Genomic DNA, 17800 nt, shown 5'->3' on the forward strand with positions numbered 1-17800 from the left:
ATCCTATTCTTGTTCTATTATGAATGGATTTCCCGTCAGCACGGCAGCCGGATTGGCCGCAAAAGTTTTCAGCGGCCCGTTTGTCAATGCGTTGATCCCGAATTGTTGGAGTGTTGTGAACACACCGTTCCTCGCAGCCACGACAGTCGGGTTCATTAATGACGACTGAATCTTACCCATCGCACCACTGTCGACTTCAGGCACGGTGCCGACCGGGCTGGCATTCACATCCAGGGGCAAGTGGTTCGTTGTGTACGGGTCCTCCTCGTCGACGACCTCGTAAGTATATGCGGTGGTAATGTCTATGTCGAGCGCATTCGCTCCATTCGGTGTCAGGACGGGATCGAGTGGAGTAACGTTCTCGAGACCGAAGAGCCGGCCGTTGAGGAGAGCGTTTGGCTCGGGATCATCGTCACCGAGTATGGGCTTTCCCCATTTTGCTGCTGGCGTCTTGCTCAAAGCCAGATCGAACGAGAATTTGCCGGCTAAGTCGTAAGTTTTACTCTCATCGTCCGCCGTCAATGTGATGGTTATTGCCGAAGACCTAAGCGTCGCCTTCATCGGGCGAATGCAGACGAAATAGTTCTGCCCGTCCGGACTGTATTTAGTCGCGAGGAACTGAGTCTGTGCCTTTTCACCGGAAACTGCAGTAATGTCAATTTCAGTCGTGGGAATTTCGGTCCTGACTGAGAACACGAAATTATTCGGGCGGACAATCCACACAGGCGCACCGCTTGCATCATGTATAGTAGTAATGAGTCCTGTGTTAACAACAATCGTGAAAATCCCGCTCGGCTCTACATTTCCGTTTTCCTGGACGGTGGGTCCGGCTGCCAGCATCTGAGAGCCGGAGGCTTTGTGGGGAAGGAGCGACTGCGCGAACCCCGTACCATCTTTGTTTATCCAGTCGAGAGGCTGCGGCCCTTCGCTCCGATCTGCACCGAATGAAATCGTAAACGAGATGATGTACCAGTCGATGTAGACCGAGCCTCCCATTCTCGGTCCCCATATCGTCAGACCTGCACCGAGTTCGACCGAAACGGTCGCCGTGACAAAGAGCAAATTCACGCGGTATGATGCGCCGATACTGACGCTGATGTCGATGACATAGTGAAACGGAGCCCAGACAATCAGCGCATCCATCTGTGCATTGAACCATGCCTTCAGATCTCCGCTGCTGAAGAGTACCTGCAGTCCGGCGCCGGCCATTACCGCCGACGGGGTCAGCGCAAAGTAAGCGTCGCCGCTGATTGTGACTTCGCTGGAGACGTTCCAGTTGAAACCGAGTCTCGGGACGGTCGGATAATAAGCCGGAGGTGTAAAGTCGGGATGATAGCCGCCGAGAGTCATCACAAATTCGCCGGCGTGTGGATTATTCCCGAACCAGATGTAGAAGGCATAGCCGCCGGTCAACTTACAGTCCGGATCGATGATGAAGGAGTTCGGTGTTAAGATCGCGGTCGCGCCAAGGAATCCTTCATCAGGGAGGAACTTTACCTGGAGTCCTAACTCGGCATGCGCATATCTCTGTGTCGGCGCCGAAGCGCCGGGTGCCGCCGGAGGAGGAAGGCTCATCCATGATAGACCGAGAAGAGAAATCTCAAGGTGGTTTCCAAATTCAACTACCAGAAGCGCAGATGAGTTTATGAGATCGAAGGATGTAAATCTAACACCTGCGGCAAACCAGAATTGTCCGCGCTGTGGTGGAACGTATTGATCGATTTTCGAAAGCGCTGTCGTTGGATCCGGCGATTTCCAGGATCCATCAGGAAGCTGCTGAGCACCAAGTATGGTCGGGTCGTTGATCGCTGCGACAAGTGGAAATTGCGGAACGCTGTTCTGGTCTGGTAGGATAATGTTTCTATTGTAACCGAACCCTGCGGCGAGGCCCGTGACGTAGAAGAATGCCGGGCCGCCGAGATCGCCGATGTACATTCCGAACACGAAGAGGGATGTGTAACCGTTTTGGCCGGAAGGATCCTTGACATACGCATACGAGCCGAGAGCGCTGACGGTGAATGTCCCACCTTTGATCAATGCCGCACCGTCATACTGGGTATAATTTCTCGGCGGCGTCGCCGAAGGATCGGGCGGCACTTTCACAAGTGTCCCGCTTACTTCGATGTCGCTTTCTGCAAACGTGACTCCCATTCCATTCAGATCTAAATCGTACTGGGAAAAATCCGCGGGTGCTGTGACCGGAATTCCGATCGACAGTCCCTGAAGTGCGACGGTTAATCCGGCGAGCTGGATGCTTCCGTCAAAGAGAAGCGATAGATCTTGCTTAGAAGAGACCCAACCTATACCCAGCTTGTTGCATTGGAGCGGACCTAATGCTCGATTGATCGGGACAAGCACGACATTAGTCGGATTTCCCTCGCCGTCGTATAGCTGTACCACGAATTCGCCGCCGCTGACGAACGCAGCCGAAACCGAAAATGCAGGGTTGACGGGATCCTTATCTCCTCCGCCGCTCGACGATCCGGATGCAAGTATGTTTTGAGCGACAGGATTCGTCCCGGATCCCCCCACGGCCGATCCAAATCCTGAACCTAATGGCAGACCGAAACCGTTCAACATGCAAGCGGCTCCCCACGTCATCGTCGAAAAATCCAGGCTGCCGCGCAGCTGTGCGCCTTGCATCGAATACCCGCCCGAGCTGAACAACGGAGTCTGGTTTGCTCCCGCGATGTCGAACCCGATGCTTGAGAGTGAGAAGCCGGGAGAAAAGGTCAACGTATTGTCCGGGCCTTTGTTCAGTAGAAAGATTGTGATGCCGGGTTCGGGAAAAATGGTAGGGCTTTTCGGATTGCTTTGGCTCATCCAGTTGTTGTCGTCGTCTTCGTTAGTCAGCCACGAGCCGGAACTGAGAGTAAACTCGCGGGTCGGTGTTCCGTCGATATTCGTTCCAATAGGAAGCGTGAGATCGAACGCAAGACGAAGTCCGTAGTCATAAGAACCATCGTTGTTCGAACGACGCGATATATATAGACCGCCACCGGGGAGTGCGAGTATCGCAGGAGGCACATTCGAATCTGTGAATGCATCCATGACACCGAAAGTAAAATTAAGGGCAATTTGTTCCGGCGTCAAACCAGCCATGTTTGAAATGCTAAGCGAGTAGTTTCCGTCGTCGTCCTTGGAAAGGAAATCTGCAGCAACAAGAATATCGCCTGGACACACGTATGAATCGCCGATTGTGGAATCCAGCCAGTCACTCACTCTCTTGATGACGGCGCTAATGAGCATACTGACTGTCGCATCTAGGAGGCCCTGGAGAGTCGTGTATGTCGCCGGGATGGTCGTTCCTTTCAGATCGAGGAAAGTAAATGTAAGAGTCGGGGTCGTCGCAGAAAAATAGATCTCCGAATCTATGCCGATGCCTGAAAATGAAATGTTTCCGACCTGGAATGGATTTTTGGAAGTCAGGGTAAACCCGATATGGCAAGGATGAGCAGGATCGTTCGTAATAAACTTTGTGCCCGAAGAACTGTAAGTGAAAAATGGAATGTATGTGTAAACGTCAATCGTCAGGTCGTCGGATTGAATCGATGTCAGGAGACCTAATCCCAAGTCTCCACCAGTTGTATCGGGGTTCGGTGCTACAATGAAGAAGGGAGTCTTTTTCTCCGAGCTCGGATTAGGTATCTGGTACCACTCTGCCCCGGAAAATACGGGCGGAGGATTCTGGATGCCGGGCCCGATGAATTCGTTGAGAAGAAATGTAAGGCGGTCGATATGCTGACCGATTGCATCGAGGTACGACGGCGGATTTTTGAACCAATCCAGGTTGACGTCATAAGTGTCACCGTTCTTGGACAACAGCCCGATCAAAACTCCTATGGCGAGAACATCGTCCTGCAGATTTTCAGTGCTAACCATTAAGTTTTTTCATCGATAGGTTTCGGTTCATCAGCAGCCGGGATTTTGAATGTTCCGGTTGACGCTAAATGTTTGCGCCGCCGGCGTAGTTATAGTTGGCATTGAGATAATTTGGTCTGTTGTTGTTATTAGTGATTGTCAGCCCGTCAGCAGGAGCCTGGAACTGTCCCGTCAGGTTGATATTCTGAAGGAGGTGTTCCATATTTGCCTGATCTCTGATATACAGTATTCGAATAAGCCATTGCTCCGCAAGAGAAAGCTGGAGGCCGGGATTGACGGTTGCGATTTTTACTCTATGTCCTAAAACGGCATCATCTCTTGAAAGGCCCAGCTCCTGCACTGCATCTGCGCGGTCTTCAAATCTATTCCGGAAATTGTCTGCCTTGCCCGCGTAAACAACATCGCCATCGGAATCCTGGATGATATACAACCCGGCGTTCCTCGTTATGAGCGTATCGTTATCGGTTCTGCGCCATTTTAGAGAAAAGATCCAATCGTTATCTCCATATTGTTCGGCGCGCGGACTATAAAGGCTTGCAGTCCAGGTAAGAGTAATATTGGGCATCGGTCTACCTATCTAACCCATTGTGCTTTGTAATAGTTCTTCTCAAACAATTCCGGCATAGACCTAAGAGTTAGGTTATGCCTCCATGGTGCTAAAGTAATTGACCTCTCTGTAAAAGTCTATTGTATATAACTTCTTTACGATAATGTTGCAAGTGAAATTTTGCTTAAAATTTTTTAGACAAAACCCGGAGAACTCACGATCGAATATTTAATTCTTAATGGTCAATTCACCGGCCCCGACGTTTTTACGACATAACTCTATGCGTTCCAAGAAGAAATGGAAAGTGATTTCCCGAATCAGTAAATGATTCGCATCCATGATATTATCTTGAATTATTTTCCCTGGCTCGAAAGGTCTGCGGAAAAGGTCGATGTCACTACTTTTAAACCACATCAAACACGACTGGACCCGAACATTATCACAAATGACGGTTCAGAATGCGTCCCTCAGCGGAAGCACCGGTTTGTCCGATCGAATGCGAGTTTATCCTTTCGAAAAGGAGACAGTTAGCTCAGCACTTTCAAAGGTTTAGTGCATCGTGAACTTTCTTTGCAAGAGCGTAAGGACTGAAGGGCTTCTGGATGAAGTCGACCCCATGATCCAACACCCCCTGGTGCGCAATGACATCTGCGGTGTAACCCGACATAAAGATAGTTTTAATGTCAGGCTTTATGGTCTGGATCTTGTCGCGAAGCTCTTTCCCGTTCATCACGGGCATGATAACGTCCGTCAGCAGCACATGTATCTCGTCGATGTACTCCCCGGATAGTTTGATGCCTTCTTCCGGACTCGACGCAGTAAGTACTTTGTAGCCGTACTCCTCGAGACTATTTTTGGCGAGCTCAAGCAAGTCCGGCTGGTCCTCAACTATCAGAACCGTATCGGTCCCGTCTATTGCGTTCTCCACCTGAGCCGCTTCATCCCCCTCAACTTCGCCTTCGTAACGCGGCAGGTAAATCTTGAACGTTGTCCCAACTCCGAGTTCACTGTAGACGTGAATGCTTCCGCCGTTTTGTTTGACAATTCCATAAACGGTCGCGAGTCCAAGCCCTGTTCCATGGCCTTTGGATTTTGTCGTGAAGAAGGGCTCGAAAATATTAGTCAGAGTCTCTTTACTCATGCCTTTGCCTGTGTCCGTAAAGCTTATCACCACGTATTCACCCGGAGAAAAGTCAATGCGGTTTTGAGCATAGGCCTGATCTATGGATATGTTTGACGTTTCAATACTTATTGTACCGACATTGTCTATGGCGTCTCTCGAATTAGTTGCCAGGTTAAATAGAATTTGGTCAAGCTGGGTCGGATCTATTTTTATGTTCCAGATACTTTTTTCAGGGAGGAATGTCAGCCTTATATTTTCCCCGATCAATCTCTGGAGTATTTTCTGGAGCGACTCGATCGCCTTGTTCGGGTCTAATACACGCGGGGAAACGATCTCCCGCCGTGCGAATGCAAGAAGCTGTCTTGTAATATCTGCACCGCGTTTCGCGGCGGACGCAATGAGCTGGATGTAATGATACATCGGCTTGGATTTATCCATCTTCCTCATTATCAAATCGCTGTACCCGATGATGACGCCGAGCATGTTGTTGTAATCGTGAGCGACGCCTCCTGCAAGTCTGCCGATGCCCTCCATCTTTTGTGCCTGCAGCAGCTGATCTTCAAGCTTCTTCCTGTCGGAAATATCGTATGCTGAAGTAATCAATGTGGGGGCACTGTCATGATTTATCAGGGTCGTGCTGAAATCAACCCAAATCCCTTCGCCCGATTTCGTGACTAACTGAAATTCGTAATGTCTCGGTACATCCTTTCCTGCTATCGATTCCGCGATGCGCTTCGTTACAAGTTCTCTATATTCAGGATGAATAATGTCCGCGGGAGACAGCCGCGAGATTTCATCGAATGAATAGCCCAGCATCTTCAGTGCCGCAGGATTTGCATAAAAGAATCGCTTGCCATCGCTGATCGAGATCGCTGCCGTCAAACCTTCAACGAGACTTCGAAATTTTTCCTCGCTTTCACGAAGCGCGTTCTCGGCATTCTTTCGTTCGGTGACATCTTCTACGATAGTATGCACCAGAGTCACCTGACCGTGATCGCCAAAAATAGGGACGAACCGTATTTGCGTATGAACGGATTTCCCCCATTTGGTGACATACGGATATTCGCCAAAGACGGTCTGACCCGTTTCAACACAGCGCCGGTAGGCAGCTGAAATTCCTGCCTCGATGAGCGGTGGAAATGTCAGGATATTTATTCCCTTTGTCGCCTCAGCAGAAGGCGATCCAAGAATTTGAAGTGCTGCCGGATTTACCTCGAGGATTTCTCCTGACCGGTTAGCCAAAAGAATTCCGACCGGCGCATATTCGTGCAGCAATCTATAGCGCTCCCGGCTGTTCCTCAGCTCCTCCTCCACCCTTTTGCGTTCGGTGATGTCACGGCTGATGCCCACCAAGCCTATGATCTTGCCCTGCTGATCGCACAAAGGCACTTTCGTCGTTGAATCCCACTTTGCGTTGCCGGTCGAATCAATGGTGGGTTCTTCTCGATTAATCAGCGGTTGACCTGACCGGATGATCGCTTGCTCGTCGGCATGATACTGCTCCGCTAACTCTCGCGGATAGAAATCAAGATCGGTCTTTCCGACAAGCTCACCAGGTGTTGATGCTCCATGATGGTGCACCAACGCTGTGTTGCACACCGTTAACCGACCGTCTGTATCTTTAGCATAGATATAGTCGGGCAAGTTATCGATCAGCGTGCGCAGCAGGTTGCGCTCCATCGCCAGTGCTTCCTCCATCTGCATACGCTCGGTGATGTCTCTGGAAACCCCGAACGTTCCGATGATTTCGCCCCGCGCATTCCGGAGGGGAACCTTAGTGGTCGATACCCATGTGTGCCGCCCATCAGGCCACGTTTCTTTTTCTTCCAAACCAACGATGGCAACTCCGGACCGCATGACCTTCCGTTCGTCCTCAAAAGCCGGACGTGCGTGTTCTTCAGTAAAGAAATCAAAGTCCGTTTTCCCGACCGCCTCTGAGGGATCGTCAAGACCGAACCTTTTGGCCTGGGATCGGCTCATTCTCAGGAAGCGGGACTCTTTGTCCTTGAAGTAAACATGGTCGGGTACGTTGTCCATAAGCGCTTTGAGCAAGTTTCGCTCATAAGTCAATTCTTCCTCGTACCTCTTGCGCTCTGTAATGTCTTGAATTACACCGGATACTACTCTCTTCTCTCTGTCGAACATTGCAATGGAATGAATATCCTTTATGTCCCCGCTGTCGGCGGCTCTGATTTTGAATTCAATGTCATACGGTTCATTCTTTTCTAAAAGATTTTTAAGCGCGTCGTCCATCTTCTCGCGATACTCCGGAAGAGGGATCCCTTTCACATCGGAATAATCGAACTTCCCTCCTTTAAGTCCATAAACCGCTTGAGCCCCCAGAGACCCGATCATGGTTTGAGAATCGAGATGGAGTTCCCAGCTGCCGAACATGGATGCGAGCTCGGCTCTTATCAGTCTTGCCTCGCTTTCTTTGACTTCACGTTCTGCGGCCCGCTCCCTCGTCTGATCCCGGAAGATCAATACGACGCCTGTTACGACCCCGGATTCATCTCGTATAGGGGCGCCGCTGTCGGCTATGGGATACTCGACTCCGTCTCTCGAGACGAGCAGAGTGTGATCTGCCAGCCCCACCACTGTACCATCTTTGAGGACACGCTGCACTGGAGATTCGACGGCCGAGCGTGTGTCTTCATTGACAATTCGAAAAACTCTCTCAAGAGCCATCTCACTCGCTTCACGTTGCGACCAGCCTGTCAGACGTTCGGCAACTGGATTCATGTACTTAATCTGTCCGCGGGTGTTTGTGGTTATGACCGCATCGCCTATGCTGTGGAGGGTCGTTTTGAATTCTTCCAGGACTTTTTTCCGTTCGATCTCCGCCTGGTACATCTCCCGATAGATGCCTGCCTGTCTGTGGCGATAAGCATAAGCGGTTGCAGTTATAGAAACGACGATGAAGAGAATTACGGTAAGTATTACGACCCCGCCGCGAAAATTTGCCTCCGCAAGGATTTCACTTGCGTCGACTTTCGAAATCATAAACCATGGTGTGTTCGGAACAGGGCGAATGTCTGCGAGGACATCCACTCCTTCTTGATCCTTTCCTTCGAACATTCCCATCTCTCCCAAAGCCGATTCCATCGACGAACCCGTTGTCGGGGTTATCGGCATACGAAATGACAGAGCTTTGCCCATGTTACTCCGCGGATTATTCAAAATGGAGATATGGTCTCCCAATCTCTCGAGCAATACCGTCTCGGCGCTGCGGCTCGGTATCGGCCATGAATCAATGAGAGGATAGAGGAAACTCCCTGCATCGCTTCGCAGGACGACAACGGCAACAGTCGCGCCGGAGGCGTCAACCATGGGAGACATCGCGTCTATATGCACTATGCCGTGCGTCCCGATGAAGAGGTCCGTCATCACAGGCTTGTGCTTCAAAACCGCTTCATAGAAGGCGACTTTCTCCGAGGAATCTATGAGAGACGGTGAGGTGCCGACGGAGACAAGCGTCCTGCCGGACGTATCGAGAACAAACGCGTCGCTGTAGAGCCCAAGGCCGAGAGTTCCTTCCTGATCGAGCCGGTCCATTAATTCCCTGCGAAGCTGCGGATTTGCCGTGCCTTTGAGCAAACCACGAATGGCTTTCCTGGTGAACAGGCTTCTTGAGAACTGGCCGGCGTTATCAAGCCGGTCCATGCGCCAGCTTTCGATTTCACTGACCTTCATCTCGGCAACGGATGCTATCTCATCGTACTTCTCGCGGCTAATCCTGTTTTTCTCCACATGATAGTACGCAATCCCGGCGATCATAAGCCCGACACTGACCACGATCGACAAGGATAACCAGATGCGTCCCGACATCGGCGCACGTTGACCCGTTCGTTCCATGATCAGCATCTCGAATTTTGCGACGCCCGGTTGGCCCGGGACGGAAGTCCGGAGTTGTCGGTGTATATAATGTATTTCTCTAATTTCATATCGACTCACTTTCTAGCGGACGAGTCAGCCTCTGTTCTTGCATCATCGCTCCTGCCAGATCCAGAAAAACGACACGGGTCGTGCTTGTCACTTCCAATTACTTACGCTTATCGCGTTGGTATTGTGCGACTCTATTAATATCGGATCAAATCGACTGCACTTTACTTTCCGACGCCGGGCAATCGAATATTCCGAAATATCCCGGCTGTCTCAGTGGTCTTCCGGTCTTTGCCGCTCAATCAAAAGGTGTTTCCTGTAGATCGGAGAGTTTGTCGGGAGAGTCGAGGAAAAGCAACTTTTATTTTTCCTTCGCTAATAATAATTTTGAGCTTTGCACTGAAGAAGGAAGTAGACCCTACGTCGCCGTTAGGCCGCGAGTTATAGTGTGTCAGAAGCAGCGGACATGGATCAGGAAAAGAGAGAGAACGTCATGAATGATAAACCAGCTGCCGTGGCAGACAGCACCGCAGTGCGCGTCGCCTTGTGGCGGGCGCTGCACCTACAGGTAGATCCGCCGCCGCATGTGCTCGAAGACGACATCGGCCTGCGGCTCGCAGCCCCGGCCGAAGGTTGGCGCAGCCGTCCGGACATGGATCCACACTTTACGAAACCCTTCCGCGCATCCATCGTAGCGCGCGCCCGCTTCATCGAGGACATGGTAATCGAGCAGTCCGGCCAGGGCGTCACCCAGTACGTTATCCTGGGAGCCGGATTAGACACCTTTGCTCAGCGCAGGCCGGAAGTTGCTTCCCGCCTGCGGATATTCGAAGTGGACCAGCCGGGTCACCAGGCATGGAAGCGCCAGCGGCTCATCGACCTCGGATATGGTGTCCCCGAATGGCTCCGGTTCGTGCCGGTCGACTTCGAATCGGACACGTCCGCCGAAGGCTCCTTGCCGCAGGCGGGTGGATCGTGGTGGGAGAAGCTGGCATCCGCCGGTTTCGATGCGAACAAGTCGGCGGTCGTGACATCCATCGGAGTCAGTATGTATCTTACCAGGGAATCGATCGCAGCCACGCTGCGTCAGGCCGCGACCCTCGCCCCGCGATCCACCTTCGCCATGACGTTTCTGCTTCCTCTAGAGATCGCGGATACGGACGTTCGTCCAGGCCTTGAGGCCGCGGCGAAGGGGGCGCGAGCAAGCGGGACGCCATTCATCAGCTTTTTCACGCCGGCGGAGATGCTGAGCCTGGCACGTGAGTCGGGTTTCAAAGAGGTCCAGCATGTGTCGGCAGCTCAACTGACCCAACGCTATTTTGCGAACAGGACCGATGGCCTTCGACCGCCAAACAATGGGGAAGAACTTTTCGTCGCGACAACGTAGCGCCGGGAACATGGAGGAGCGTGCCGCGACTTTTTTCGGCCGGGCTTAGCTTTTATTTTCCCGTCGCGGTATATAATATTAAACGGATCATCCCTCTGCGGAATGGAGTGAACAGAGGGAAAATAACAATGGTGATATGGAGAAAGATGGGAAGTCATCGGTTTGTCGGCTGGTGCCAGGGAGATCAGAAAGCAATAAACATATTCTGGTGTGGCTTTACAGTAGTTATGCAAAATGGCGGGATCAGGCGAAATTGCAGACAAGCATATTTTTATCCTGATACAAAAGGGGGGAAAAGATGTGAGCACTTATAATGAAGAATTCAATTTCGAAAACGGTGTTCTTAACGTTCGCCTGACAGGGAAATTTCCTAATGAGAGGTTAAGAAAGGGTGAGAATGTATTTAAAACACTGATTGATGCATGCGAATCTAACAAATGCAGGAAGATTATGGTTGATGTCAGAGAATTGGCAATAAATTTTAGTGTAATGGACATGTTTCAGGCTTGCAGAGATTCAGCCCTCTTGACTAGAAGTGGTTTTGAGGTTGCATTCCTGGCAAGAAAGGATATGCTCAATCAATTTTTCGAGGATGTTTCTCATAACCGTGGTGGACAAATCGGGGTATTTACGGAATTGGATTTGGCTCTTGATTGGCTTCGAAAGTAGCGCAATTAGATCCAGGGAAATAGTCCGTAACGAGTCTGCTCGTATAATCCTCAGCCTGAGGCTGATGCGCCTTTGGTGCAGTGGCTTAATTGGTTTATGAAAAGAATGAACTTGGGGAAAACAGTTTTTATTTCTTCTCCGCTGAGCATAATTTAAGCTTTGCAGGAAAGAAACAAATGAACGCCATGGCGCCTTTAGCGCCACAAGTTATGTCGTATTACATGGAACTATTACAGGAAAAACGACATAATGTCGCGTTTGAAGCAGTTAGGCGCAATTTTGCCGCTCGGGATTTATCAAACAATTGAAAGAAAGTAAGATGGATACAACTTCGTCAGATAGACATGCAGGGCAACCTATATGGGCATTAGCAATAATCCTGGCTCTTCTTGCGACATCATTCTGTTTTGGTTTCGCATTTAATACCATAATTACAAATCAATCTAAGGAGCAAACAAAAATGAAAAGAGTAACTGGTATTGGTGGTATCTTTTTTAAGTGCAAAGACCCAAACAAAATGAAAGAGTGGTATAAAACACATTTAGGTTTACCCACTAACGATTACGGGGCAACCTTTGAATGGCGGCAAGATGCAGATTCTACAAAGAAAGGTTCTACAACGTGGAGTCCCTTTGCTGAGACAACAAAATATTTTGAACCTTCAACAAAGGACTTTATGATAAACTACCGAGTAGAGAATTTGGAAGTACTTGTTGAAGAACTGAAAAAAGAGGGAGTTACAATTACAGATACCATTGAAACATTTGATTACGGAAAGTTTGTCCACATTATGGATATTGAAGGAAACAAAGTTGAATTGTGGGAGCCGAATGATTGAATATGAAAAACTCGGTGTCCAGATGGGCAGCAAGACGACTAAGTGATTATACAATTATCGCTCCCTGACAGCGTGCGCGGACATGAAACAGTTGTGCCCGGTTGGAAGAGCAAACCAGATTTCCTGGTTTCATTTCGCTATTCATTGCAAGCTTCATTTTGCGGGAAGGTGGAGCGGCAAAACTGCACACGTTAGGCGCAAACTGCCGCCGAAATTGGACAAACAAATATCCAAGGATCAGTGTTATCTACATTTATAAAGAAAGGAGCGCTTCAAAATGTCAACAAGAGAAACCATTTTGAACTACTTCAAAGAGCTTGAGCATAAAGGAAAGTGGGAATCATTCCTTGCTGAAGACCTGATCTTCACCAGCCTTGTCACCCCCATCAAACGGGTGACAGGGAAAGCTGCATACCTTGAATCGACGAGACGTTTTTTCTCCATGATAAGTTCCGTAGAAGTGAGAGACATCATCGTTGAAGCAGATAAGGCTTGTGCCTTGACTCGCTATGAATTGCAACCGCCTAAAGGGAGTAACTTCACCAGCGATGTAGCCGAGATTTTCAAGGTGAGAGATGACAAGATTGATTCACTCAGTATTTACTTTGATAATTCACCTTTCCCGAAATAGAGAAGCATATGGCGTACAACGAGTTACTAGCTGACAGAGTGAGAGCGGCGCTTGGGCATGTTCAACGTGTCCAGGAAAAGAGAATGTTTGGCGGCATTGCATTTATGGTGAACGGGAAAATGTGCATCACGGTTGGAGATAATCGTCTAATGTGTCGGATTGACCCTGACCTGCATGAGGCCGCAATAAAGCGGAAGGCTGTTCGGCCGGTAAGGATGAGAGGGAAAGAGTACAAAGGATATGTTTATGTCCACGAGGATGGAATCAAGTCGGATAGAGATTTTAGCTGCTGGGTGGATCTCTGCCTTGGCTTCAACAGGAGAATAAAGGCACCGCAAAAGAGTAAGGGGAAGTGAAATATATGCTTCGGCAGTCTCCGTCCGCCCCCGGCGCAGCTTCATAGCTTGTTCCGGAGTCAGTCGCGGGAAAACAGTTTTTATTTCTCCTCCGCTAATCATAATTTGAGCATTGCAGTAAAGAAAGAAACAAATGCAATACGTCGTGTTTCATGCCGACATTGCTGACAAACATGACATATGTCAGTGCTCAGGTAGTTATGCGCCGGCGGATTCTCAACCGGGGCCATCATATCAAGTTTACTATGCCTGCTCCCGGGACTTTGCAGCTTATCGATTATGAAATCTGGTAGGGCTCGGTGTTAATATGAAAAACCAATATTTATTATGCAGCTCATTGACAATATTAATTGCGCTGTTCAGTTCCTGCAGCTCCGTTCCTAAGATACCGGAGAAGATTGAAAGCGTTTCGGAATTTGAGGACTATATGAACAAAGTAGTGACATCCGGTACTCCTCCCGGTATGTCTTTAGCGGTAGTAAAGAACGACAGTATTATATACAGTAAAGGTTTCGGCTGGGCTGACGAACCGCGGAAAATCCACGCGACACCAAATACAGCGTATCACTGGTGGTCATGTACGAAAATTGCCACTGCAATTGCCATCCTCCAACTTCAGGAAAAGGGAAAGCTCTCGATAAATGATCCGGTTGTCCGTTATCTTCCTTTCTTCGAAGTAAAGTACCCTTCCGACACCAGTAAGCAGGTGACTATTCTGAATCTCCTGAACCATACTTCAGGATTACCAGACCCATCCCTGTTTACTTTAATTCGCTGGATTCATCATGATGGGGATCCGCCTGTTGATCAAACTGATCTTGTTAAGAAAGTGCTTCCTGATTATTCCAAACTGAAGTTTGAGCCCGGAGATCATTCTGAATATTCAAACATCGGTTATATGGTGTTGGGTGCCATTATTGAAAAGATAACCGGCATGACGTACGAAGATTATATCCGTCAAAATATTCTTCAGCCGCTGGGAATGAATCACACCGATTTTCTCTACACGAAAGTAATGGAACTGGACGAGGCAGCGGGCGCTCATCCGACGTTTAATTGGATGACTCCTTTACTTCCAATCATGGCAGTATCATATGTTCGCGATCTTGATTGGGGCCATCTCTGGATGGAACGGGTTTATACAGACCAGACTCCGTCTACAGGTCTCATCGGTTCAGTATCAGATGCAGCGAGACTGGTTACTGCGTATTTGAACGGTGGAGTGTTAAATGGTCATCGAATACTCTCGCAGGAATCAATTTCAGCAATGACTTACGAGGGGCAAGTCAAAGCAAAGAATGAGGATTCTCTAAATTACCGCAGGCAGGGAATCGGTTGGCAAATATATGGCAAATCCGGACGATGGGTCCTCACGCATGATGGTGGTGGTCCAGGATTTAGTACGAAAATTCAATTGTATCCGGATGAACATCTTGGGTTCGTTCTGTTCACAAATGATGCTACATGCGAAACCTGGAAGATAATCAATTTGGCCGCCACCCTGAAATGGTGAAATGAATCGGGGCCGCTCATCATGGAGGAGTATTTTTCTTTTTCCCACCTTCCTCTGCTTGCCTTGTCGATTCTGTGTTTCTTTAAACGACTATTTGGTGTGAGCAATCATCATGAATCAATCATTATAAAAGGAGAGAATTATTATGAGAAAAATAATCGTTTTGTCATTTATTACATTAGATGGAGTAATGCAAGCACCTGGTGGACCTGAGGAAGATACATCGGGCGGTTTCAAATATGGCGGTTGGGTTGCACCTTATGGTGACGAAGTTGGTGGTAAGGTCATGGAAAAACAGATGAAACCTGCAGATCTTCTTTTGGGCAGAAAAACATTTGAGATTTTTGCCGATTACTGGCCGGAGCATGAAAATGGATGGCCAGGCATCAATGATGTCACAAAATACGTCATGTCGAAGACCATGAAAAAGTCAGATTGGAAAAACACAGTTTTCCTCAAAAGCCTGGCGGATATCAAAAAGCTCAAAAATTCAGAAGGTTCCGACATTAAAGTTTGGGGCAGTAGTAAGCTTATTCAGCTGCTGCTTAAGAATGATTTAGTAGACGAACTCTGGCTCAAAATTTACCCGTTGACTCTTGGTAAAGGGAAAAAGTTGTTTGACAAAGGCACGATCCCGTCAGCATTTACATTAACAGAGAGTTTGGTTACACCAACCGGAGTTATTATTGCCAATTACCAGCGAGCGGGAAAAGTCAGGACAGGTACTATTGGATCTTAAGGAGAAACAAAATGAGAAAAAATAATGTTTTACCAGGAGGGGTGGGAACTAAATATATTGGATGGAATGAAATAGATTCTAACAAAAGGAGGAGACCATGAAGTACATAAACCTATTCAGTTCTTTGCTGATCTTGTCTTTTTTCCTTATGCTGCCTTCGGCCGCTTCTGCTCAGGAAAACAAGGTTCGCCCAAGCCTGAAAGCCAGCGTCACGCAGAGACTGGGAGTGGACACAGATATTACCATTGTTTACAGCAGGCCCGGAGTAAAAGGTCGAAAGATATGGGGTGGACTCGTCCCCTATGGCATGGCACCGGGAAATAAGGAATCAAAGGGAAACCCTTTTCCCTGGCGCGCCGGCGCGAACGAAAATACGACTATACAATTCAACAAGGATGTCCTCATTGAAGGGAAAAGATTGCCGGCGGGCAAATATGGCCTCTTCATGATCCCTTCGGAAAAAGACTGGACCATCATCTTCAGCAAGAACGACTCAGCCTGGGGAAGCTTCTCCTATAACCAGGCGGAAGATGCCCTGCGGATAACTGTGACTCCGGTCGAAGCTCCGCACATGGAGTGGCTGATGTACGGATTTGATGATCTTGCAGGAACTTCAGCGACTGCCTACCTCTGGTGGGACAATCTGAAAGTGCCATTTAAGATCGCACTGGTGAACGAATAAGCTGTCGAGATATTCACGCTTGCCGGGATATCCGCAAGTATTCCAGTCGCGGCGGTCCTGGCGAGGGCATTTCCTATTGTTTAAATGACGGCCGCGCACGCCGCCGTACTCGGTAATTGGAAATTCGATCGAGCGATGCTTGAACTTTTCATTTGACTTCATGTAAGGATCTCTATGAGAAAGGTTGTTTTTGCGATCAATATGACCGCGGACGGCTACTGCGGCCACACGGACATGAATCCCGACGACGAGGTGCTCAAGTACTTCACCAACCTGCTCCGGAATGCAGGTATCCTCCTCTTCGGCCGGAACACTTATCAGCTGATGGTGCCTTACTGGCCCGATATTGCGAGGAACCCATCCGAGTCGGAAGCAGACAAGGAGTTCGCCCGCGTCTTCGACTCGCTCGACAAGGTGGTATTCTCCACGACATTGAAACAGGATGAAGGAAAGAATACGAGAATCGTGCGTGCCAACCTTGCGGAAGAAGTGCTCGCGCTGAAGCAGCAGCCTGGAAAAGACATTTGCATAGGCAGTTTGAGCATTGCGTCCCAGCTTTCGGAGCGCGGTTTGATCGACGAGTATCGTTTCGTGGTTCACCCGGTTGTTGCCGGAAAGGGACCGCGGTTATTCGAAACCGTGAAGCTGCAGGAAAAGCTTCATCTGGACCTCATTGGTTCGGAAACCTTTCGATCCGGCGTCGTTGCCCTTCACTACAGAAAGCATACGTGAGTTGAAACGCCAGCTCTCACTTAACAATTGTTTCGTGGGTGCCAACGGCGATCATTCAGTCCCCGATGCGGAACTCTTCGTCGGGGCAAAGCACTTCGGCGGCGGGGCACGAACGCATAACCCGCGCATCATGCCGCTCGGCTATCATATCCCTCCGCCCCTGACGCAGCTTCATGGTTTGTTCGGGCGTAACCGCTGGAAAACAGTTTTTATTTCTCCTCCGCTAATCATAATTTTAAACGTGCTTTGTGGACAGATGACAGAAAAACGAAATTCGTTTTTATGGTAGTTAGACGCGATATGCTGTTGCGATCGTGGAATCCGTCAAGGATGCAAAGAACTGAAGGGAACTTCGTGAAGATTTTGTTGGTGTCGATATTATTCGCAATGACATCTTGTTCAATATTTAGCCCAAAGGGACTGGCGAAGTTGCCGGTGACGAACAATCCCAATTCGCTTGATTCAACGCAGGCGCTGGCCGTCTACGATCGTGCGGAGTATTTTCCAAATGGGACTCAGCTTTCTATTTGTATTATCAAAGGAGACTCGGAAAAATATGTCGGAATTGAGCGGCGCAACGATTCACTGGTATATGTTGATAACAGTGACAGCGTCTTTGAAATAGGTTCCATCACGAAAACTTTTACAGGTACTATGCTTGCAAAACTCGTGTATGATGGGAAAGTCAACGAAGATGATCCTGTAAAAAATTATCTCCCCATCACTCTGAATCAATCGTCGCTTAACGGAAAAGAAATGACCCTTGTTCAACTTGCAAATCATACGTCTGGCCTCCCTTTTGAACCGACCAACGTGAGG

15 protein-coding genes are annotated in these 17800 nt (G+C 48.9%); 12 read left to right on the plus strand and 3 right to left on the minus strand.

From position 1 onward, the window contains the following. Positions 1 to 3: 3 nt before the first annotated feature. From VLX91_10200 to VLX91_10210, 3 genes are all read right to left on the minus strand, one after another. The gene (locus tag VLX91_10200) at positions 4 to 3882 is read right to left on the minus strand and encodes a DUF6603 domain-containing protein (GenBank protein HUI30577.1); all 3879 of its coding nucleotides are present in this window, start codon (positions 3880 to 3882) and stop codon (positions 4 to 6) included. A 64-nt stretch (positions 3883 to 3946) separates the two neighbouring features. Further along, a complete protein-coding gene (locus VLX91_10205) occupies positions 3947 to 4447 on the minus strand; it encodes a GIY-YIG nuclease family protein (GenBank protein HUI30578.1) in 501 nt (166 codons plus the stop codon). A 523-nt stretch (positions 4448 to 4970) separates the two neighbouring features. Beyond that, the gene (locus VLX91_10210) at positions 4971 to 9407 is read right to left on the minus strand and encodes a PAS domain S-box protein (protein HUI30579.1); all 4437 of its coding nucleotides are present in this window, start codon (positions 9405 to 9407) and stop codon (positions 4971 to 4973) included. A 493-nt stretch (positions 9408 to 9900) separates the two neighbouring features. On the opposite strand from VLX91_10210, the gene VLX91_10215 reads away from it, so the two are divergent. The 12 genes from VLX91_10215 to VLX91_10270 all read left to right on the plus strand — a co-directional run. Beyond that, positions 9901 to 10821 (plus strand): class I SAM-dependent methyltransferase, encoded by a 921-nt coding sequence (locus tag VLX91_10215; protein HUI30580.1) that lies wholly within the window; start codon positions 9901 to 9903, stop codon positions 10819 to 10821. Between the two features lie 300 nt (positions 10822 to 11121). Further along, positions 11122 to 11490, plus strand: coding sequence for a hypothetical protein (locus tag VLX91_10220; GenBank protein ID HUI30581.1), 369 nt, complete (start codon positions 11122 to 11124; stop codon positions 11488 to 11490). 89 nt (positions 11491 to 11579) lie between these two features. Continuing rightward, on the plus strand, positions 11580 to 11798 hold the full coding sequence (locus VLX91_10225) for a hypothetical protein (protein ID HUI30582.1): 219 nt from the start codon (positions 11580 to 11582) through the stop codon (positions 11796 to 11798). A gap of 11 nt (positions 11799 to 11809) precedes the next feature. Beyond that, positions 11810 to 12328, plus strand: a complete 519-nt coding sequence (locus VLX91_10230; protein ID HUI30583.1) for a VOC family protein — start codon at positions 11810 to 11812, stop codon at positions 12326 to 12328. Positions 12329 to 12605: 277 nt separating this feature from the next. Continuing rightward, positions 12606 to 12959: a nuclear transport factor 2 family protein gene (locus tag VLX91_10235; protein HUI30584.1), complete on the plus strand. Its 354-nt coding sequence runs from the start codon at positions 12606 to 12608 to the stop codon at positions 12957 to 12959. An 8-nt stretch (positions 12960 to 12967) separates the two neighbouring features. Continuing rightward, a complete protein-coding gene (locus tag VLX91_10240; protein ID HUI30585.1) occupies positions 12968 to 13315 on the plus strand; it encodes a TfoX/Sxy family protein in 348 nt (115 codons plus the stop codon). Positions 13316 to 13742: 427 nt separating this feature from the next. Beyond that, positions 13743 to 14828, plus strand: a complete 1086-nt coding sequence (locus tag VLX91_10245) for a serine hydrolase (GenBank protein ID HUI30586.1) — start codon at positions 13743 to 13745, stop codon at positions 14826 to 14828. Between the two features lie 145 nt (positions 14829 to 14973). Next, a complete protein-coding gene (locus VLX91_10250; GenBank protein HUI30587.1) occupies positions 14974 to 15567 on the plus strand; it encodes a dihydrofolate reductase family protein in 594 nt (197 codons plus the stop codon). Between the two features lie 97 nt (positions 15568 to 15664). Beyond that, positions 15665 to 16249: a DUF2911 domain-containing protein gene (locus VLX91_10255; protein ID HUI30588.1), complete on the plus strand. Its 585-nt coding sequence runs from the start codon at positions 15665 to 15667 to the stop codon at positions 16247 to 16249. Positions 16250 to 16423: 174 nt separating this feature from the next. Next, on the plus strand, positions 16424 to 16981 hold the full coding sequence (locus tag VLX91_10260; GenBank protein ID HUI30589.1) for a dihydrofolate reductase family protein: 558 nt from the start codon (positions 16424 to 16426) through the stop codon (positions 16979 to 16981). Position 16982: 1 nt separating this feature from the next. Further along, positions 16983 to 17270: a hypothetical protein gene (locus tag VLX91_10265; protein ID HUI30590.1), complete on the plus strand. Its 288-nt coding sequence runs from the start codon at positions 16983 to 16985 to the stop codon at positions 17268 to 17270. Then, positions 17264 to 17800 (plus strand): serine hydrolase (locus tag VLX91_10270; GenBank protein HUI30591.1); only part of this gene is annotated, 537 nt, incomplete at its 3' end. The genes VLX91_10265 and VLX91_10270, both read left to right, overlap by 7 nt.

Source organism: Candidatus Acidiferrales bacterium (assembly GCA_035515795.1).
Lineage (GTDB): Bacteria > Bacteroidota > Ignavibacteria > Kryptoniales > JAKASW01 > JAKASW01.

What these genes read in the sequence shown, in the direction of transcription:
- VLX91_10200 (HUI30577.1), bottom strand. Translation starts at nt 3,882, where the DNA reads ATGGTTAGCACTGAAAATCTGCAGGACGATGTTCTCGCCATAGGAGTT.
- VLX91_10205 (HUI30578.1), bottom strand. Translation starts at nt 4,447, where the DNA reads ATGCCCAATATTACTCTTACCTGGACTGCAAGCCTTTATAGTCCGCGC.
- VLX91_10210 (HUI30579.1), bottom strand. Translation starts at nt 9,407, where the DNA reads ATGGAACGAACGGGTCAACGTGCGCCGATGTCGGGACGCATCTGGTTA.
- VLX91_10215 (HUI30580.1), top strand. Translation starts at nt 9,901, where the DNA reads ATGGATCAGGAAAAGAGAGAGAACGTCATGAATGATAAACCAGCTGCC.
- VLX91_10230 (HUI30583.1), top strand. Translation starts at nt 11,810, where the DNA reads ATGGATACAACTTCGTCAGATAGACATGCAGGGCAACCTATATGGGCA.
- VLX91_10235 (HUI30584.1), top strand. Translation starts at nt 12,606, where the DNA reads ATGTCAACAAGAGAAACCATTTTGAACTACTTCAAAGAGCTTGAGCAT.
- VLX91_10240 (HUI30585.1), top strand. Translation starts at nt 12,968, where the DNA reads ATGGCGTACAACGAGTTACTAGCTGACAGAGTGAGAGCGGCGCTTGGG.
- VLX91_10245 (HUI30586.1), top strand. Translation starts at nt 13,743, where the DNA reads ATGAACAAAGTAGTGACATCCGGTACTCCTCCCGGTATGTCTTTAGCG.
- VLX91_10250 (HUI30587.1), top strand. Translation starts at nt 14,974, where the DNA reads ATGAGAAAAATAATCGTTTTGTCATTTATTACATTAGATGGAGTAATG.
- VLX91_10255 (HUI30588.1), top strand. Translation starts at nt 15,665, where the DNA reads ATGAAGTACATAAACCTATTCAGTTCTTTGCTGATCTTGTCTTTTTTC.
- VLX91_10260 (HUI30589.1), top strand. Translation starts at nt 16,424, where the DNA reads ATGAGAAAGGTTGTTTTTGCGATCAATATGACCGCGGACGGCTACTGC.